Genomic DNA, 18,374 nt, shown 5'->3' with positions numbered 1-18,374 from the left:
GCGCCAGAGGCGGGGTGCTGTTCGTGTTCACGGACCAGGACAGCAACTTCGGCGAATCGGAGGGAGTGCATGTGATCCGCACGCCGCGCCACGTGGGCGTGCTGAGCCCGATCGTGCACACGATCCCGGTGCAGCTGCTGGCCTATCACACCGCCCTGGCCCGCGGCACCGATGTGGACAAGCCGCGTAATCTCGCCAAGAGCGTGACGGTCGAGTAAGCCTAAGGTCGACGGCTTCCGCTCTTGCTCGTCATTCCCGCAAAAACAGGATGACGAACGGGAGATTCAGCAACGTTCGACAGCGGCGAAGCCGCTCACCGCGCCGAGTCGTGACTCTGCGCTTCTTCTTCCTCCGCAGCCAGCGCCGCGATGCGGTCCTCCTCGCGGCACCAATGGCACAACCTTGGGCCGGGCGCGAGGTCGTCCTCCAGCGGCAGCACGCAACGCTTGCAGAGGATTCCCTGTGCAATGGCATCGCTCCAGTCTTGCTGCATGCCCCCTCCGAGGGTCACGTATCGTTGTGGAAACCAGGGGTGTCGGAAGCGCGCATATCGTCGTCGCACCGCGGTCCGCAATCAAGATGATTCGCGAAGTCGTGAGCGAGCGCACGAATTGGACGGGCACGGGCCCGTCGGGGAAAAAGATAGCGCATCGGATGGCCGATGCAATCCGCCCCGGTGCTCCTGTTTTCATCGATTTCATTTTGCCGGGATGAACGGCGACACCGGGGTGCTCGCCGGGATGGTGGACTCCCGGGCGGGAGGTTCGATCGTCCTGTCGCCCGCGTCAGTGATGCGTCAAGCTCCCGATCGCGCGAGGCGACACCCGTGTGCGATCGAACGATGGCGCCGTCGCCGTGGGCGCGGATAATCGCCGCATGCGCAAGATCCTCCACATCGACATGGATGCCTTCTATGCATCGGTGGAGCAGCGCGACGATCCGACGCTGCGCGGCAAGCCCGTGGTGGTGGCCTGGCGCGGCTCGCGTTCGGTGGTGTGCGCGGCCTCCTACGAGGCGCGCAAGTTCGGAGTGCGTTCAGCGATGCCGGCCGTGCGCGCGGAGCGGCTGTGTCCCGATGCGATCTTCGTGCCGCCGGATTTCACGCGTTACAAGGCGGTGTCGCGGCAGGTGCGCGAGATCTTCCTGCGCCATACCGATCTGGTGGAGCCGCTGTCGCTGGACGAAGCCTATCTCGACGTCACCGCGCCGAAGATCGCATCGCCCAGCGCCACCGCGACCGCCGAGGCGATCCGCGCGCAGATCCGCGAGGAAACCGCGCTGACCGCCTCGGCCGGTGTCGCGCCGAACAAGTTCCTGGCCAAGATCGCCTCCGACTGGAACAAGCCGGATGGATTGTTCGTGATCAAGCCTTCGCAGGTCGAAGCTTTCCTCGAACCGCTGGCGGTCTCGCGCATTCCCGGCGTGGGCAAGGTGATGGAAAAGAAACTGGCCGATCTCGGCATCGACACGGTCGGCCAGCTGCGCGGCTTCGCGCGCGAGGAGTTGGAGGCACGCTTCGGCAGCTTCGGCGGCAGGCTCCATGCCCGCGCGCGCGGAATCGACGAACGCGAGGTGGAACCGAACCAGCCGGTGCAGTCGATCTCGGCCGAGGACACGTTCGAGCGCGACCTGCTGCTGGAGGAGTTGACGCCCGCGATCTTGCGCATCGCCGAGAAGGCATGGGCCGCGACGCGCAAGACCGAGCGCGTCGGTCACACCGTGGTGCTGAAGTTGAAGACCGCGCAGTTCCGCATCCTCACGCGCAGCTTCACACCGGATGCGCCGCCGACGTCATTGCAGGAATTCACCGCGATCGCGCTGGCGTTGCGCGATCGCGTCGATCTTCCCGCATCGACGCGCTATCGCCTGGTTGGTGTCGGGCTCTCGGGGTTCCGCGAAGCGGACGAGAGCGCCGGCCAGCATGGGTTGTTCGCCTTCGAGGCGCCGCCGGATCAGGCGTGATGCGGCAAGGCCGCGAGAGCGGCCTTGCCGAAGTCGTCTCCGCGCGATTTACGGATCAATCGAAGCGATACTTCACACCCAGCGACACGAACTGTCCGCGCAGGTTGTATTGCGTAATGTCGAAACCGTTGGCGCCACCGGCCGGATCGAACGGCGGGTCCTTGTCGGTGAGGTTCTGCACGGAGAGCGAGAGCGTGGTTTTCGGAATGCCGACGTAGGCCAGATAGAGATCGACCTGGTGAAATGGCTTGACGCGGCTGCGCAGCCCCGGATTGCTGGCCTGCGTGGCGACGCGCTGGTCGTAGCCGGAGATGTATTGCACGCTGAGGGTGTTCTGCCAGTCACCGACATTCCAATTCAACGACGTGGTGCCGCGCGTCTTGGGCAGGGCGCCTAGACGGTTGTTGCCGGCGCCATCGTAGGGCGCCTGGCCAGCCACCAGTGGTTGTTTGAATTCCAGCAGACGGCTCCAGGTGCCGGCGAGGATGAAGTCGCCGATACGTCCGGTGCGGAAGGTGCGGCTGAAATCGAGATCGATGCCCGAGGTGTCCAGTTCGCCCTGATTGGAATACTGGTTGGTGATGATCTGGATGCGGCCTTGCGCATCGCGGATCACACGTCCGGGGAACAGCTCGGGATTGTTGACGATGAACTGCGCGTTATCGGGCTTGATCAGGTTGTCCTGGCGGATGCGGTAGTAGTCCAGGCCGATGCTGGTGTCCGCGTCCGGCGACCAGATCGCGCCGATGTTGAAGTTCTTCGAGCGCTCGGCGTCGAGGTCCGGATTGCCGGTGCGCACATTGGTGACGCCGCGCGAACCGCCTGGCGTGAGCGGATCGTAAGGGTCCGACACGGTGCCGTAGCTGATGGTCTGGCCCGGTGCGATTTCCGGCAGTGATGGCGCACGGAAGCCGCGCGAGAACGAGGTGCGCAGCAGCAGCGATTCCAGCGGCTGCCAGCGTAGCGCCGCTTTCGGCGAGAAGGCGCTGCCGAAATCGTCATAGCGATCGCCGCGTCCGGCCAGCTGCAGTTCCAACGTGCGATGCAGGGGGATATTGAACTCGGCGTAGGCGGCGGCGACCTTGCGCTCGCCGTTGACGATGTTGATGGCCGGACGCAACTCGGTGCCGGAGAGCACCTGGCGGCTGGTGCGCGCATCCAGCGATTCGCGCCGAAATTCCGCGCCCCAGGCAAAACCGATCGGGCCCGCGGGCAATTCCAGGAACGAGGTGGTGGCCTTGGCGCTGACCGCGTCCAACCGATACCAGCCCGGGCGCTTGGTCTGCAGGCGCAAGTCCTCCAGCGCATCCGGCGTGCTGGCGGGATCGAGAAAGTCGTAGCTGCCGTCGGCGAGGATGTCCTGGAACGCGTAGCGGTTGATGAAGTTGTCCACGTACTCGCGCTGCAGGCTTTGCGAGGTTTCCACCGCCGCCTCCCAATCCCAGCGCCCGGCCTGTCCGCGCAGACCCGCGAGGCCGCGGTAGAACACCTGCGTGTTTTTCTTCATGCGCGGGCCGAGATCGAAGAAGGTGTATTCGAATGGCAGTGGCGCATTGGAGGGATTGTTCGGATGTCCCACGGGCAGGGCGACGGGAATATTCACCAGCGTACCGGTGGCGGGGTTGTAGGCGCGCAGGCCGGGACCGACCGTGAGCGGCGCGCTGAAGATCTGATCGGCCTTGTTGTGGCTGTAGAGCAGGTCGCCGAACAGTTCCAGGTGATCGTTCAAGCGCCAGGTGGCGCTCAGCGAAGCCTGGATGCGTTCGGCGCCCGGCTGCAGCGTCTTGTACGGCTGCGCGTTGAAGGCGCAGGTGTTGCCGGGCAGTGTGCTGTTGAAATCGCGATACGGACGCAGTTCGCTGCCGGCGGGGCAGGGATCGAACGGCGTCGGCTGGCGCGGATCGAGCAGCCAGTTGCCGCCGGCGGTCGACCAGCCGGCCAGCAGACCGCCGGGTTTGTCACGGAAATCGCCATCGCGCGTGTAGGCGCGCTCGTCGGCGTCCAGGCGGCCGCGATCGAGCAGGTCGAGGCCGAACAGCACGTTCCAGCCGTCGGTATCGAGATCACCGAAACCGGCCAGCAGATTGCCTTTCTTCTCGTCGTAGCCGCCCTGCGTGGCGGCACCATAGGCGCCACCGACCTCCACGCCCTTGAAATCGCGGCGCAGCAGGATGTTGATCACACCGGCGATGGCATCGGAGCCATACACGGCCGACGCACCGTCCTTGAGCACCTCGATGCGCTCCACCGCGCTGATCGGCAGCGCGTTGAGATCGACGAAGGTGTCCTGCGTGTTCAGTGCGAAGCCGAAATTGGCGACGCGATAGCCATTGACCAGGACCAGTGTGTTCTTGGGACTCAATCCGCGCAGGCCGATGGACGCCGAGCCAGCGGCGAAACTTCCGGTGTACTGCTCGTCGAAACTGTTACCGGAGTTCGCCGACAGCGTGCGCAAGACGTCGGTGAGCGTGGATTTGCCGCTCTGCTCGATCTGCTGCCGGGTGACGACCTGCACCGGATTGGGACCGGCGCTGTCGCTGCGTTTGATGTTGGAACCGGTGACGACGACGGCTTCCAGCGTTTTTTCTTCGCCGGAGGCGGAGGATTGAGCGAGAAGCGGAAGAGAAATGAGTGTGAGTGCGAGGGCGGTGGCGAGCGGAGTGATTCGAAGCATGCGCAAACAAAACGAAACCAATGTGGGGCCCATCAGTAGCGCATGGACATCGGAGGCCAAGCGAATGGTCTTCGATCATCTTCACATAGCGAATAGAAATCGAATTCGGCTTGCGCTGGATGCGCGAGTGTGTCGGCAATGTTGTGTCGTCGTGCGCGCGACGACATGACGCCTCCCGGCATCTGTGGATGCCGGGAGGCGTTGCGGATCTCCGTGCGCCGACGTACAGATCAGTACGCGGCGGTGGCGATCTCCCGCACGTATTGCGGACGCTCGATCTCATCGACGAAAGCGGCGGCGTAGTCGGGATAGTGGATCTGGCTATGACCTTGCGCATCGCTCAGGAACGTCTTGGCGGCGGTGCGGAAATGACCGCGTGCCTCGCCGGGGCCGATCTCGGCGGCGGGGGCGTAGAACGTCCAATCCAGATCCTCGGCGCTCCGATAGATTCCGAGCGCATCGCGCGCGGCAAGCGCGAAGGATTTGTAGGCGGCGGGGAAATCCGGCGCGTCGACCAGTTGCAGGCCCGGCGCGATCTCCAGGCTGCCGGCGCCGCCCACCACGACCAGACGACGGATGCCGGCGGCACGCGCGGCGGCGATCAACTGCGTAGCCACGGTCGACAGCGTCGAGGCGGTCTCGGGCGAGGCCGGGCCGTAGGCGCTGGCCAGTACGTCGTGGCCGCGGACAGCGGCGGTGAGGGCGTCGTGGTCGTCGAGCGCGGCGATCACGATGCGGGCGCCGTCGAGTTCCGGCGGCAGGTTGGCGTCGCTGCGCACGACGGCGGTGACGCTGTGGCCGCGATCCAGCGCGGTGCGGGCGATCTGGCGGCCGATCTTGCCGGTGGCGCCGACGAGGGCGATGTTCATGGCGTGCTCCAGGGAGTGGGGAAACCAGGAAGCAGGATAGTTGCCTGAAATCGATCGAAAAACCGCGTATAAGGCGAATATCTGTTGCTCAAATCGATCGAATCAATCAAATGGACCGGATGACGGCGGTGGCCGTATTCGTCGAAGTCGCCGAGCGCGGCAGCCTGACCGCGGCGGCCGAGACGCTCGACATGTCGCGGGCGATGGTGACGCGCTATCTGGCCGAGCTGGAAACCTGGCTCGGCGCACGCGTCTTCCATCGCACCACGCGCCGGATCAGCCTGACCGCGGCCGGTGAGCAGGCGCTCTCGCGCTGCCGCCAGATGCTCGATCTGGGCGACGAATTGCGCAACGCGGTCGGCGAGCGTGCGGGCGCGGCGCCGCACGGACGATTACGGATCACCTGCAGCACCTCGTTCGGGCAATGCCAGATGGCCGCGGCGGTGGCCGATTACGTGGCGCGGCATCCGGGCACGTCGATCGACATGCTGCTGGCCGATCGCACCGTGAATCTGATCGAGGAGCGCATCGATCTTGCCATCCGCATCACTCATGCACTCGATCCCAACCTGGTCGCGCGCAAGCTGTCGGTGTGCGGTTCGGCGTTGTGCGCCTCGCCAGGCTATCTCGCGGCGCACGGCACGCCACGCCGTGCCGAGGACCTGATGCGGCACAATTGCCTCACCCATCACTTCGTCGGCAAGAGTCTGTGGCATTTGAGGCACGAGGGCCGCGAAGTGGCGGTGGCGGTCGGCGGCAGCATCAGCGCGAACGAGGCCAGCGTGCTGCTGGCGGCGGTGCGCGCCGATGCCGGCATCGCCATGCTGCCGACGTATCAGGTGCGGCCGTTGCTGCGTTCGGGCGAGTTGATCGAGGTGTTGCCGGAGTACCGCGTCGAGCCGATGGGCCTGTACGGCGTGTACGCGACGCGCCGGCAGTTGCCGGGACTGGTGCGGAGCTTCCTCGATTTCCTCGCCGAGCGTTTCGGTGATACGCCGCCCTGGGATGTCGCTTAGAAATTCGAGTATTTGTTTTGGAGAACGATTTGAAATTTCCGTATTCGTTGGCGTTGTTCGATTTGGATGGCACGCTCGTGGACACCGCGGTCGACATCGCCGAAGCGGTGAATCGCACTTTGGATGACTGGAAGCTTCCGCAAGTCGAGGAAATGGTGATCCGCGGCTGGATCGGCGACGGCGCGCGGGTTCTGGTCGAGACCGCGTTTCGTCATGCGGGCAGTGATGTCGCCGTCGACGACATCATGGAAGGTTTCATGGTGCATTACGGCGAGACGCTGCTGTTGCGCGCAAAGCTATATCCCGGCGTGGCGGAAACGCTGGAAGCGTTGCAGTCGCAGGGCGTCGCGCTCACGGTGTGCACCAACAAGCCGCAACGCTATGTGCGGCCCTTGCTTGAACATCTTGGCATCGCCGACCGTTTCGGCGCGATGGTCGGCGGCGACACCTTGCCAGAACGCAAGCCGAGCGCATTGCCGCTGCTGCATCTGGCGCAGTTGTTCGGCCGCCAACCCGGCGACTGCGTGATGATCGGCGATTCGGCTACCGACGCCGCCGCGGCGAAGGCCGCGGCGATGCCGCTGGTGCTGGTGAGCTACGGGTATCCGCGCGGTTTCGATCTGCGCAGCACGCAGGCTTTGGCGGTCATCGACGACATGCGGGCGCTGCTTTCGCTGCACCCGCAGGCGTCCGGCGTCGCCTCGGCATCGATCGCCTGAGGCACGCCGTCATGCTCAACGCGGCTGGTACCGCAGGCTGAGGCCGTATTCGCGGCCCGGCTGGTTGTACCAGTCCACCGTTTCGTAGCGCTTGTCGAAGACGTTGCTGGCACGCGCCTGCAGCGTCCATGCCGGCGAGAACGCGTATTCCAGACGCAGGTCGGTGGTGCCGTAGCCGCCGAGCCGCTTCGTGTTGGCCGGATCGTCGTAACGATGGCTGGCGCCGGCGACGGTGACGCCGAAACGGAAATCACCGAAGGCGCGGTCCAGATCGATGCGGCCGATATTGCGCGCGCGGCGCGCGAGCAGGTTGCCGTAATCGGCATCGGGCGTGCCATCGGGATTGCGTTTGCTGCGGTTGCGCGGCGAGATGAAGCTCCACTGCGTGGAGACATCCCAGCCCGCGATCGTGGTGTCGAAGGTCAGCTCGGCGCCGCGCACGCGGGCCTTGTCGACGTTGTAGCCCTGGCCGATGTAGTTCGGTGGCGGGAACACGAATACGATCAGGTCGTCGAAGCGGCTTTCATAGAGGTTGAAGGTCCAGCTCAGCAGTTCGGTGTGTTGTCCGATGCCGATGTTGAGCGTCTTGGAGGTTTCCGGATCGAGATCCGGACTGGCCGAGCCTGGGAAATAGAGGTCGTTGAAAGTCGGCGCCTTGAAGCCGGTGGCGTAGTTGGCGCTGAGGCGGAAGCCGTCGCCGAACTTCATGCCCCAGCCCACGCCGCCGGTGGTGTGGTTGCCGAACTGTTCGTTGTCGTCGTTGCGCACGCTGAGCTGCAGTTGATGCGCGCCGAAGCTGCCCTGGTACTCGGCGAACACGCCGGTGTTGTCACGTTCCGTCTCCGCGTAGTCCGCCGTGCTGGTGATCTTGTCGTTCTGCCAGTCGGCGCCCGCCGAGATCAGATGATGGGTGGAGAGCGTGAAGTCGGCCTGCAGCGAAGCGGTGTCGCGGCGCGTGTCGAAGGTGCTCTTGTGCTCGCGCAACGTGTCGGGCCGCTCGAAGTAAGAATCCGCTTTGTCGTAGCTGCGGCCGGCTTGCAGGTTCACACTCACGCGCTCGGATGGCGTCCAGCCGAGCTTGGCGCCGGCGACCTGTTGCACGTTCTTGGCGAAGTTGCCGGCGAAGGAACTGCCGTCGAATTCGGTGTCGGCTTCAGCGCGCAGGGCGTGGCCTTCCAGCGTGAACGTATCGCCCAGCTTGAGGCCGCCGCGCAGATTGAGCGAGCGGTTGCGGTTGCCGTCGCGATCGGGCTCATCGGCGAAGCAGCCGGCGAAGAGCGTCGCGGAGCCGCGACAGGCGTTGATGCCGTCGGTGCGCGAGTAGGCGACGTCGGCGCCATACCAACCGCGTTCGCTGCCGCCACCGAAACCGGCGCTGGCTTCGCGCAGGTTGTGGCTGCCGACACCGACGCGGAAACGCGGCGTGAACTTGCCCTGGTCGCGACGCGTGAAGATCTGGATCACGCCGCCGATCGCTTCCGAACCGTACAGGCTCGAACGTGGGCCGCGCACGATCTCGACGCGGTCGATCTGTTCGACCGGAAGATCCTGGAACGCCGTCGCGCCATTGGTGGCGGGTCCGATGCGAATGCCGTCGACCAGTACCAGCACGTGGCCGGAGCCGCTGCCGCGCATGAACACGCTCGTCACCTTACCCGGGCCGCCGGAATTGCCGATGTCGACGCCGGCGCGACCGCGCAGCAGATCGGGAAGATCGCGCGCCTGGCTGCGTTCGATTTCCTCGCGATCGATCACTTCAGCCGGGAACAGGCTGTCGATCAACGGCACCTGCGTGCGCGTGGCGGTGACGACGACTTCGTCGAGATCGGTCGCGGCTTCGGGCTCGGCGAAGGCCAGAGACGGCAGCAGCGCGCAAGCAGCGGCAAGCGGCAGGACGCGCAGGTGGATCGTTCGGAATTGCGGATTCTTGCGGGATGATCCGCGGCATGCGCGGGGTTGAGCGTGCATCGAGTGTTCTCCATCGCGTGCACCCACGCACGCGTCGAGCCAGTGGGAATCGCGAGGAGAAAGAAGTGCGGCAGAACGAGCGCAAAGGGCGCAGGCACCGCCGCAATGCCCTCCGCATCGCAACCTGTCGACTCCAAGGCCGGTCTCCGGGCTGGCGAGTTGAAGTCGTGATCGACTTCGGCCGCGGCGCCTTCCCGTGTCGAAACACAGTGGCGGATGCGTTGGCGTGACTCGCTTACCGTTGCGGGGGCAGCGCCGGAATGGTCGATGCGCAGTAGCGCGCGACGTCACCGGCTTCCCGTTTCAATCCTTGGGCATTGGAAAGTCCGCGCCTGGATGCGCGGGCTTTTGCGAATGAACTCGCAGAACGCCTTTGGATCACCTTGAAGCGCGGCGATTGTATGCGATTGCGCCACGGGCCGCCGCTTCCGGCATGGCCGGCCACATGCTGAGGTGGTTCAGTCGTTGTCGGGCTCGTCGAAGAATCCGAGCGAGGGCGCGGCATCCTCTTCCTGATGATGCGTGGTCGTCACCGGCCCGGCGGCGGGGCGGCCGCGCGGCGCGGGCAGCTGCGCGATCGCGGCCTCGGCCTCGGCGACGAGTTGCGCGCGGCGTGCCTCCGGCACCTCCTGCCAGTGGCAGTCGCACAGCGCGCCTTCCAGCGCGTAGAGCAGGTTGAGGCTGGGCTTGAAGCCGGCGCGCTTGACGCGCATGAACGCTTCGACCGGTCCGGCGGCCGCGAGATCGTCGAGCGTGCGCAGCCCGACCTGCCGCAGCCAGGCGGCGCTTTTCGGGCCGACGTTGCGCAATTTCAGAGGAGCGCTCATCGCGGGCTCATCCCAGCGATGCCACGAAGAGAGCGGCGATCGCTTCCAGGCCGGCCTGATCGTCGGTGTCGAAGCGAGCCAGCGCCGGGCTGTCCAGATCGAACACGCCGATCAGGGCGCCGTCCGGCGCGATCAGCGGCACCACCAGTTCCGAACGAGAGGCGGCGTCGCAGGCGATGTGGTCGGGCACGGCGTGCACGTCCTCGACGCGCTGCGTCTGCCGGCTGCGGGCCGCGGCACCGCACACACCCTTATCGAGCGGAATGCGCACGCAGGCTGGCAGGCCCTGGAACGGGCCGACCACCAGTTCGGTGCCGTCGTAGAAGTAGAAGCCGACCCAGTTCAGATCGGGCAGGGCGTGGTAAACCAGCGCGGAGAGATTGGCGGCATTGGCGATGCGGTCGCGCTCGCCGGCGAGCAGCGCCTTGGCCTGTTCGGCGAGTTGCGCGTACTGCTCGCGCTTGCTGCCGCTTAGACTGGAAGAAGTGAACATGGGCTCAGTCTAGCAATAGGCCATCCGGAGGAGGCGGCGATGCAACAAACCGGTCACGGCCCCCATCCCGGCGGCTTCTACGTCACCGGCACCGATACCGGCGCCGGCAAGACGCTGGCCAGCTGCGCGCTGCTGCATGCATTGCGTGCCGAAGGCTGGCGCGCGGTCGGCATGAAGCCGCTGGCCAGCGGCTGCACACGCACCGCGGAAGGCTGGCGCAACGAGGATGCGTTGGCGCTGCAGGCGGCCGGTGATCCGGTCGCGCGCTACGAGGATGTGAATCCGTATGCGCTGCCGCGACCGCTGGCGCCAGAACTGGCTGCGCGCGATGCCGGGGTGGAGATCACGCTCGATCCCATCCTCGAAGCGCACGACAGGCTGTCGGCGCAGGCGGACATCGTGGTAGTGGAGGGCGTCGGCGGCTGGGCCGCACCGTTGTCGGGCAGCCTCGATCAGGTCGACCTCGTGCATGCATTGGGCCTGCCGGTGATCCTGGTGGTCGGCATGCGGCTAGGTTGTCTGAACCATGCTCGACTGACCGCGCGTGCGATCGCCGACGACGGCGCGCATCTCATCGGCTGGATCGCCAGCGAAGTCGATCCGGAGATGGAAAGCCGCGACGAGAATTTCGAGCTGCTGCGGCAGCGTATTTCCGCGCCTTGCCTCGGCCGGCTGCCGTTCGCCGCCGCACCAGACGCCAGCGTATTGGCCGACCGTCTGTCAGTTGCTCAGGCTTTGCACCCGGTATCAACATAACTTTCGGCACAGTCTTACGGATCGCTAAATGCTATCCTGATCAGTACAAGAATTAATGTCCCCCTTGTCCGGCCCCTGTTCCCGGAGTTTTTCCATGGCGATGCATTCTCGAACGCTGGCGTTGTCCGGCGCGCTCCTCCTAGTGCTGACGGCCTGTGGTAAAGGCCAGGAAGCGGGTCCTGGCGGCCCCGGTGGCGGAATGCCGCCGCCGCAAGTCGGCGTGGTCCAGGCCAAGTCCGGCAGCATCACGTTGCAGCAGGACCTCGTCGGCAGACTCGCCGCGTATCGCAGCGCCGACGTGCGCGCCCGCGTCCCCGGCGTGCTGCAGAAGCGCGTCTACGAGGAAGGCAGCGATGTCCGTGAAGGGCAGGAGCTGTTCGTCATCGATCCTTCGCAGCTGCGCGCGGATCTGGGCCAGGCGCAAGGTTCGCTGGCGCAGGCACAGGCCAACTACGCCAACGCCAAGGCCGGGGCCGAGCGCGCGCGTCGCCTGCTGCCGCAGAAGTACATCTCGCAATCCGATTACGACGATGCGCTCGCCGCCGAGCGTACCGCCGGCGCGCAGGTGCAGACCGCGCGCGCCGCCGTCGACAATGCGCAGATCAATCTCGGCTATGCCAGCGTGCGCGCGCCGATCGCCGGTCGCGCCGGCAAGCAGCAGGTCACCGAAGGCGCGCTGGTCGGGCAGGGTGCGACGACGCTGCTCACCACCGTCGACCAGATCGATCCGCTGTACGTGAACTTCTCCATGAGCGTGACCGAACTGAGCCAGGTCCGCCGTCTGCAGGGCAACACGTCCAGTGGCAAGGCGGAAGTGGACGTCGAGCTTCCGGATGGTTCGCTGTACTCGCACAAGGGCACGCTCGATTTCTCCGGCGACACCGTCGATCCCGCCACCGGCGCGGTCGCGTTGCGCGCCACGCTGCCCAATCCGGAGCGGACGCTGCTGCCCGGCACCTACGTCACGCTCAAGGCCTCGCTCGGTTCGATCTCCAGTGCGTTCCTGATCCCGCAGGCGGCGGTGCAGCGCGATGCGCAGAGCGCCTATGTCCTGACCGTCGGCAAGGACGGCATGGTGGCACGCAAGGACATCGACGCCGATCGCAGCCAGGGCACGAACTGGATCGTGACCAAGGGCGTGACGGACGGCGATCAGATCATCGTCTCGGGCCTGCAGGCCGTCGGCATGGCGCAACAGATGGGCGGCGGCAAGCCGGTCAAGGTCAATGCCACGCCTTGGCAGCCGGAAGGAGCCGCTGGTGCTCAGGGTGCCCCGGGTGCCAAGCCCGGCGCAGCCGCGCCTGCAAAGAACGCAGAAGCCGCGCAACAACAGAAGACCGGTGACGCGGCCACGAAGAAGGACTGAGAACCTGTTTATGGCTTCCTCATGGCCCGCGTTGCTCTGCAATGGCCGTCAGGTGGTGTTGCGCGGCGCAGTGCCTTGCTGCTTGCAAGGTCAAGCCGTGCGGCGCCGTATGGCGGCCATTGCAGAGCAACCCGAAGGGCCGGGGCTGTCTGTGCGCAGGGCGGCGTCATCGTTCGGTCGTGGATCGGCATCCACTCCCTCACTCTTCCTTGCCCTGCGCGCAGACAGTGCCGGCGCGGGCCATGAGGAAGCCATAAGCAGGTTCTAGCATGTCCAGATTTTTCATTCACCATCCGGTCTTCGCCTGGGTCATCGCGATCCTGATCAGCCTGGGCGGCGCCCTGGCGATCATGAGCCTCGGCGTCGAGTCGTATCCGAACATCGCTCCGCCGCAGGTCACCGTGAGCGCCAGCTACTCCGGTGCGAGCGCGGAGACCGTCGAAGGCGCAGTCACGCAGGTGATCGAGCAGGAACTGACAGGTATCGACAACCTCGATTACTTCAGTTCCTCCTCGAGCGCCACCGGCGGCGCCTCGATCACGCTCACCTTCAAGCCCGGCACCGATCCCGACATCGCTCAGGTGCAGGTGCAAAACAAGGTCTCGCTGGCAACGCCGCGCCTGCCCTCGGAAGTGACCCGGCAAGGCGTGGTGGTGGCCAAGCAGAACCCGGGCTTCCTGATGGTGCTGGCGCTGCGCAGCGACACGGGCGCGCTCGACGAGCATGCGATGGCCGACATCGTCGGTTCGCGCGTGCTCGACCAGATCGCGCGCGTGCCCGGCGTCGGCGGCACCCAGCAGTTCGGCGGCGAGTACGCGATGAACATCTGGCTCAACCCGGAGAAGCTGCGCGGCTTCGGGTTGTCGGCCACGCAGGCGCTGGCTGCGGTGCAGGGACAAAACGTGCAGTTCGCCGCCGGCAGCATCGGCGCGGCACCGTCGCCGAAGGGACAGGCGTTCACCGCCACGGTCTCGGCCGAGGGCCGCTTCAGCACGCCGGAAGAGTTCGGCAACATCATCCTGCGCGCGAACAACGACGGCAGCGCGGTGCGCTTGAAGGACGTCGCCCGCATCGAGAAGGGCGCGGTGTCGTATGCCGCCAGCCTGCGCTGGAGCGGCGCGCCCGCCGCCGGCTTCGCCGTGCAGCTCGCTCCGGGCGCCAACGCGCTCGGCGTGGCCGAGGCGGTGAAGGCGCGCATGAAGGAACTGGAAGCCAGCTTCCCGCCGGGCGTGACCTGGTTCGCGCCCTACGACACGTCCACCTTCGTGCAGGTCTCGATCGAGGAAGTGGTCAAGACGCTGATCGAGGCGATCGTGCTCGTGTTCCTGGTGATGCTGATCTTCCTGCAGAACCTGCGCGCGACCATCATTCCCACGCTGGTGATCCCGGTGGCCTTGCTCGGCACCTTCGTCGGCATGTACTTCATCGGCTTCACCATCAACCAGCTCAGTCTGTTCGGCATGGTGCTGGCGATCGGCATCGTGGTGGACGACGCGATCGTGGTGATCGAGAACGTCGAACGCATCATGACCGAGGAAGGCCTCTCGCCCGAGGACGCCACCATCAAGGCGATGGGGCAGATCAGCGGCGCGGTGGTGGCGATCACCGTGGTGCTGGCGGCCGTGTTCGTGCCCAGCGCGTTCCAGGGCGGCAGCGCCGGCGAGATCTACAAGCAGTTCGCGCTCACCATCGCGCTGGCGATGGCGTTCTCGGCGTTCCTGGCGCTCGGTTTCACGCCGGCGCTGTGCGCGACCATGCTCAAGCCGACCGGTCATCACGAGAGCCGCAATCCGATCTTCCGCGGCTTCAACAAGGCCTACGACTGGGTCAGCAACACCTACGTCGGCCACATCACCAGCGCGATTCGTCATGCGCCGCTGTGGATGATCGTGTTCGGGCTGCTCACCGCGCTGTGCATCTTCGTGTACACGCGACTGCCCGGCAGCTTCCTGCCGGAAGAAGATCAGGGCTATGCGCTGGCGATCGTGCAGCTGCCGCCGGGCGCCACGCTCGAGCGCACCGAGAAGGTGATGGACCAGCTGCTGCATGTCGTCGAGAAGCAGGATGGCTATGAGGGCGTGTTCACCGTCTCCGGCTTCAGCTTCATCGGCCAGAGCGAAAGCGCGGGCATGGCCTTCATCAAGCTCAAGCCCTGGGACGAACGCGACATCACCGCGGATGAATTCATCCAGCAGGTCAACATGAAGGCGTTCGGCATCCGCGACGCGCAGATCTTCGTGGTCAACCTGCCGACGGTGAACGGCCTCGGCCAGTTCGGCGGCTTCGACATGTACCTGCAGGACCGCACCGGCCAAGGCCGTGCCGCGCTCGGCCAGGCGTTGGGCATGCTGCTGGGCAAGGCCAGCCAGAACCCCGTGCTCACGGGCGTGCGTCCGAATACGCTGGCGGATGCGCCGCAGCTCAAGCTCGACGTCGATCGCGTGCAGGCCGAGGCGATGGGGCTGTCGGTGTCCGACATCTACACCGCGATCCAGCTGATGCTGGCGCCGTTCTACGTCAACGACTTCACCGACGGCGGCCGCATCAAGCGCGTCAACATGCAGGCGGACGAGGCCTTCCGTACCGGTCCCGAGGCGTTGAGCCGTTTCTACACGCCCAACCCGAACGCGGCCTCGACGACGGAAGGCGATGCCAGCACCAACGCCATGATCCCGCTGTCGAACGTGGTGAAGAGCCGCTGGATCACCGCTTCGCCCGCGCTCACCCGCTACAACGGCTATGCCGCGGCGGAAGTGGTCGGTTCGCAGTCGGCTGGGCACAGCTCCGGCGAAGCCATGAACGCGATGCAGAACATCGTGCAGAAAGACTTGCCCAAGGGCTTCGGCTACGACTGGACGGGCCAGTCGTATCAGGAAATCCTCTCGGGCAACCAGGCGACCGCGTTGATGGTGCTGTCGGTGTTGGTGGTGTTCCTCTGCCTCGCGGCGCTGTACGAAAGCTGGTCGGTGCCGGTGGCGGTGCTGCTGGTGGTGCCGCTCGGCGTGCTCGGCGCCGTTCTGTTCACGCTGCTGCGTGGCCTGCCGAACGATATCTACTTCAAGATCGGCATGATCACGGTGATGGGTCTGGCGGCGAAGAATGCGATCCTGATCGTCGAATTCGCCATCGACGAGCGCAAGAAAGGCAGGACGCTCGCCGAAGGCGTGATCGAAGCGGCCAAACTGCGTTTCCGCCCGATCCTGATGACCTCCTTCGCCTTCATCATGGGCGTGATGCCGCTGATGTTCTCCTCGGGCGCCGGTGCCAACTCCCGCCACGCCATCGGCACGGGCGTGGTCGGCGGCATGCTGTTCGCCACCTTCCTCGGTCTGCTGCTGATTCCGGTGTTCTACGTGATCGTGCGCAGGGCGCTGGGCGACAAGCTCGACGAAGCTCCGCCCGGGCACAAGGCGAGTTAGCGATTCGATCGGCGTTTCAGCTTAAGGCGCGCGGAGCGGATATCCGCTCCGCGCGTTGATCGCGGTACATCCCGAAATACCACTCGCGTCGAAGGATTGTCGATGGGACGGATCGCTCCCAAGTGGTTTCTGCTGATCCTGTTGCCGTGGTCATTGCCATTGCTGGCATCGACGCAGGATGCCGCCGCACATCGCGCCGGCGATGTCGTCATCGAACCCGGCACGATCCACGACGAGAAAGGCGATGCGGTCGCCTACGAGATCGGGACGCTGTATGTCCCCGAGAACCGGCGCAATCCTGACAGCCGTCTGATCGGCGTCGGTTTCGCGCGCATCAAATCCCCATCCCGGTCGTCGCGGCCGACTGACGCGCCACCGGTGTTCTGGCTGCCGGGCGGTCCGGGGCTGAGCGTGCTGGGTGCGTTCGCCAAGAATGACATGGGGCGCCTGCGCACCTGGCTGAATCTGAGCCAGGCCGGCGATCTGGTCGTGATCGAGCAGCGCGGCTACACGATGCGTGGCGAGATGCTGATCGGCAAGGGCAAGGCCGCTCCTCTGGGTGAACCCACTTCGGTCGCGGCCTCCACGATGGCCATGCGCGATCTCGCCAAGGCGGCGATCGCCGAGAATCCCGACAAGGATCTGTCCGGTTACGACATCGGCGAATTCGCGACCGACGTCGATGCCCTGCGACGCGCGCTGGGCTACGACAAGATCAGCCTGTTCGGCGGCAGCTTCGGTTCGCAATGGAGTCTGGCGGTGATGCGGCTGTATCCGGAGATCGTCGCGCGCGCCGTGCTGTCGGGCGTGGAACCGCTCAACAACGGTTACGACATGCCGTCGCAGATCTTCGCGGTGTTGCAGCGGATCGCCTACGACGCCGATCGCGATCCGGGCCTGAGGCCTTACCTGCCGCCCGGCGGCATGATGGGCGCGGTGCGCGCATTGCATGTGCGCTTCGCGAAAGGCCCGGTCAGCGTGACGATCCGCGACGACGCGGGCCGTTCCGGAGCGAGCCGTTCCGAAACAGTAGTGCTAGGTCCGGAGGATCTGCAGCTCGCGCTGCTGTCGCACACGGCTGAAGGCGAGGGCTGGCCGGCCTTCATCCTGTCGCTCTACCACGGGCATTACGAGGAATGGGCACGGGACGTCGCGGCGGATCGCCGCGATACGGACAGCATCCTGATCGGCCCGCTGGCCGACAGCAGCCTCGGCGTGACGGCCGAGCGCGAGCATCAATTGCGCACCGACCCGGCCACCGATTTATTGGGTACCTGGAATTTCGAGGCGAACATCGCTTCCGCTTCGGATTGGCCGACGCGCGACATGGGCGATGAAATCCGCAAGCCGATCGTCAATCCGGTACCGGTCCTGCTCGTGCACGGCGATTGGGATGCCTCGACGCCGATCGACAACACGCTTGGCTTGTTGCCGTACTTCCCGAACGGCCACGCCATTCTCGTGCATCGGGGCGGCCACGATGGCGCGTTCTATCTGCTCAGGAACGAACCCGCGACCAAGCAAGCCATCCTCGATTTCCTGAAGACAGGGCGGATGGAAGGATTGCCCGCCGAGGTCACCTTGCCGCTGCCGAAATTCGAATTGCCGGATTTTCCGCCGCCGCGGAATGCCGAGGCATCGCACTGAAAAAGAGCCGGCGGTAGCATGTACCGCCGGCCCTTTGCATTGCCAGTCATCCGTGCGTGTCGAACGTTACGGCGTTCCTGCGATGGAAACTCCGACTCCCGCGGGCGCTGTGAGCCCGGCCGTGAATTCATTGCTCGCGCAGGCAGTTCACATAGACGGCGCCGAACACGCGGTATTGCGGCCACTCGAATCCGCCGACGATGAAGCGGAATCTCCAGCCCTGCGTGCTTCCGCTGCTGGTGGGGGCGTCCGCGTACACGAAGACGCCCGTGGCGTAGGACATGGTGTAGCCGCCGCCGGTGGCGACCTCGCCTGCCTGGCACCAGGCGGTGTATTCGAGTTGCGTGTTGGCCTGATTGGAGTTGTAGCTGGTGTAGCGCGTGGTCTGGACCAGTGCCGCGTTGGCGGTGGAACAGCAGGCCAGCAGGGCCAGGCCGATGGCCGGGAGTGTGCCCTTGGACAGATAGTTCATTGCGTTCTCCGTATGCGAAGGTTGCGGATCGGGTGTGCGCAAAAGCCACCGGCGGTTTGCGGGCCGATGTCCCTCCGCGATGCGGCGGGCAGCTCATGCGTGTCCGGTACTCGGAGACCGATGTCGAACCGGCTCACGATCGGCTCGAGGTCGGCGGCGCGTGCGGTGGACCGCACGAATCGGCCG

At 65.6% G+C, this 18,374-nt stretch carries 14 protein-coding genes, 1 pseudogene and 1 riboswitch; of the genes and pseudogenes, 8 read left to right on the top strand and 7 right to left on the bottom strand.

Going from position 1 to position 18,374, the window contains the following annotated elements:
• A pseudogene (locus LG367_RS10895) lies at nt 1-218 on the top strand (glutamine--fructose-6-phosphate transaminase (isomerizing)); the annotation flags it as partial.
• Between the two features lie 95 nt (nt 219-313).
• Here LG367_RS10895 and LG367_RS10890 read toward each other — a convergent pair.
• Nucleotides 314-493: a hypothetical protein gene (locus tag LG367_RS10890; protein ID WP_226469251.1), complete on the bottom strand. Its 180-nt coding sequence runs from the start codon at nt 491-493 to the stop codon at nt 314-316.
• Between the two features lie 383 nt (nt 494-876).
• On the opposite strand from LG367_RS10890, the gene dinB reads away from it, so the two are divergent.
• Nucleotides 877-1,962 (top strand): DNA polymerase IV, encoded by a 1,086-nt coding sequence (gene dinB, locus LG367_RS10885; RefSeq protein WP_226469250.1) that lies wholly within the window; start codon nt 877-879, stop codon nt 1,960-1,962.
• A gap of 55 nt (nt 1,963-2,017) precedes the next feature.
• Here the strand turns inward: dinB and LG367_RS10880 are convergent, their stop codons facing one another.
• On the bottom strand, nt 2,018-4,636 hold the full coding sequence (locus tag LG367_RS10880) for a TonB-dependent receptor (protein WP_226469249.1): 2,619 nt from the start codon (nt 4,634-4,636) through the stop codon (nt 2,018-2,020).
• A gap of 230 nt (nt 4,637-4,866) precedes the next feature.
• Nucleotides 4,867-5,505 (bottom strand): NAD(P)-dependent oxidoreductase, encoded by a 639-nt coding sequence (locus LG367_RS10875; protein ID WP_226469248.1) that lies wholly within the window; start codon nt 5,503-5,505, stop codon nt 4,867-4,869.
• Between the two features lie 110 nt (nt 5,506-5,615).
• Between LG367_RS10875 and LG367_RS10870 the strand changes: the two genes are divergently transcribed.
• Nucleotides 5,616-6,521: a LysR family transcriptional regulator gene (locus LG367_RS10870; protein WP_226469247.1), complete on the top strand. Its 906-nt coding sequence runs from the start codon at nt 5,616-5,618 to the stop codon at nt 6,519-6,521.
• Between the two features lie 29 nt (nt 6,522-6,550).
• Nucleotides 6,551-7,240 carry a phosphoglycolate phosphatase gene (gene gph / locus LG367_RS10865; protein ID WP_226469246.1) on the top strand — a complete coding sequence of 230 codons (690 nt, stop codon included), beginning with the start codon at nt 6,551-6,553 and terminating at the stop codon, nt 7,238-7,240.
• A 15-nt stretch (nt 7,241-7,255) separates the two neighbouring features.
• Here gph and btuB read toward each other — a convergent pair whose 3' ends face one another.
• The 3 genes from btuB to LG367_RS10850 form a co-directional block, all read right to left on the bottom strand.
• Entirely contained in the window at nt 7,256-9,208 is a 1,953-nt protein-coding gene (gene btuB / locus LG367_RS10860) for a TonB-dependent vitamin B12 receptor (RefSeq protein WP_226469245.1), read from the bottom strand.
• A 120-nt stretch (nt 9,209-9,328) separates the two neighbouring features.
• Nucleotides 9,329-9,558: riboswitch (cobalamin riboswitch) on the bottom strand.
• A 108-nt stretch (nt 9,559-9,666) separates the two neighbouring features.
• Nucleotides 9,667-10,035, bottom strand: a complete 369-nt coding sequence (locus LG367_RS10855) for a TfoX/Sxy family protein (RefSeq protein ID WP_226469244.1) — start codon at nt 10,033-10,035, stop codon at nt 9,667-9,669.
• A gap of 7 nt (nt 10,036-10,042) precedes the next feature.
• Nucleotides 10,043-10,528, bottom strand: coding sequence for a GAF domain-containing protein (locus LG367_RS10850; protein WP_226469243.1), 486 nt, complete (start codon nt 10,526-10,528; stop codon nt 10,043-10,045).
• 39 nt (nt 10,529-10,567) lie between these two features.
• Here LG367_RS10850 and bioD point away from each other — a divergent pair, with 39 nt between their 5' ends.
• The 4 genes from bioD (at nt 10,568) to LG367_RS10830 (ending at nt 17,716) form a co-directional block, all read left to right on the top strand.
• Nucleotides 10,568-11,284 carry a dethiobiotin synthase gene (bioD, locus tag LG367_RS10845; RefSeq protein WP_226469242.1) on the top strand — a complete coding sequence of 239 codons (717 nt, stop codon included), beginning with the start codon at nt 10,568-10,570 and terminating at the stop codon, nt 11,282-11,284.
• A gap of 94 nt (nt 11,285-11,378) precedes the next feature.
• Complete coding sequence (locus LG367_RS10840; protein ID WP_226469241.1) at nt 11,379-12,650, top strand: efflux RND transporter periplasmic adaptor subunit; 1,272 nt, start codon at nt 11,379-11,381, stop codon at nt 12,648-12,650.
• Between the two features lie 269 nt (nt 12,651-12,919).
• Nucleotides 12,920-16,069 (top strand): multidrug efflux RND transporter permease subunit, encoded by a 3,150-nt coding sequence (locus LG367_RS10835; RefSeq protein ID WP_226469240.1) that lies wholly within the window; start codon nt 12,920-12,922, stop codon nt 16,067-16,069.
• A gap of 102 nt (nt 16,070-16,171) precedes the next feature.
• On the top strand, nt 16,172-17,716 hold the full coding sequence (locus tag LG367_RS10830) for an alpha/beta hydrolase (protein ID WP_226469239.1): 1,545 nt from the start codon (nt 16,172-16,174) through the stop codon (nt 17,714-17,716).
• A 127-nt stretch (nt 17,717-17,843) separates the two neighbouring features.
• On the opposite strand, the gene LG367_RS10825 is transcribed toward LG367_RS10830, so the two are convergent.
• The gene (locus LG367_RS10825) at nt 17,844-18,188 is read right to left on the bottom strand and encodes a hypothetical protein (protein WP_226469238.1); all 345 of its coding nucleotides are present in this window, start codon (nt 18,186-18,188) and stop codon (nt 17,844-17,846) included.
• Between the last annotated feature and the right edge of the window lie 186 nt (nt 18,189-18,374).

Source organism: Luteimonas panaciterrae (assembly GCF_020511115.1).
Lineage (GTDB): Bacteria > Pseudomonadota > Gammaproteobacteria > Xanthomonadales > Xanthomonadaceae > Luteimonas > Luteimonas panaciterrae.
The sequence above is the reverse complement of the archived record's forward strand: the minus strand, read 5'-3'. Positions and strand labels throughout refer to the sequence as shown.